Below are 633 nucleotides of genomic sequence, written 5' to 3' on the forward strand. Positions count from 1 at the left end.
CAGTTTTGACCGCATTCAAACCACCGAAATAGACTAATGCCCGGGAACAAATCGAATTGCTCCCGGGCATTATCGTCCTAGCTCGAAAAAGTGCTAAATGTCAATTCTGGTCTAACAGAGCCAAAAAGAAAGGCCCCCATTGCTGGGAGCCTATCAAATCAGTGGTGGGCGATGAGGGATGTCCGCGTGCGGCTGGCGCCGCCCGCTTCCGCTTCGGGCCTGCGGCCCTCGCGTGCTGCGCTGGAAAACGCTTGCGCGTTTCCTCAGCTCCGCACCCTGTCGGGTTCGAATCCCATGCGCTGGGCCCAAAAAAGAAAGGCTCCCATTGCTGGGAGCCTATCAAATCAGTGGTGGGCGATGAGGGATTCGAACCCCCAGCCTTGTGCGTGTAAAGCACCTGCGCTAACCGTTGCGCCAATCGCCCGTGCGGAGAGAGTATAGCAAAACAATCGCCTCATTCACCTCATATCCATTAAAGGTAACTCGCGCGTGTCACAGCGGAGCTGATGGTTGATTTTCAATCTCAACGCAACAGCCTGAACGGGCCCCGCGTTTCCGCAGCTAGCGCAACGCGGGAATAGCCCCCGGCACCTGGCCGTCGCACCGTTTCCGCAGGTGGAGAGGCTATGGAGG

Annotated in this window: 1 tRNA gene; it reads right to left on the minus strand. The window is 57.3% G+C overall.

The window, feature by feature from the left end:
• Positions 1-348: 348 nt before the first annotated feature.
• Positions 349-424 (minus strand) — tRNA-Val (locus tag AAAX31_RS10075).
• Between the last annotated feature and the right edge of the window lie 209 nt (positions 425-633).

This window comes from Collinsella sp. CLA-ER-H5, from assembly GCF_040092375.1.
In the GTDB taxonomy this organism is placed as follows: Bacteria; Actinomycetota; Coriobacteriia; order Coriobacteriales; family Coriobacteriaceae; genus Collinsella.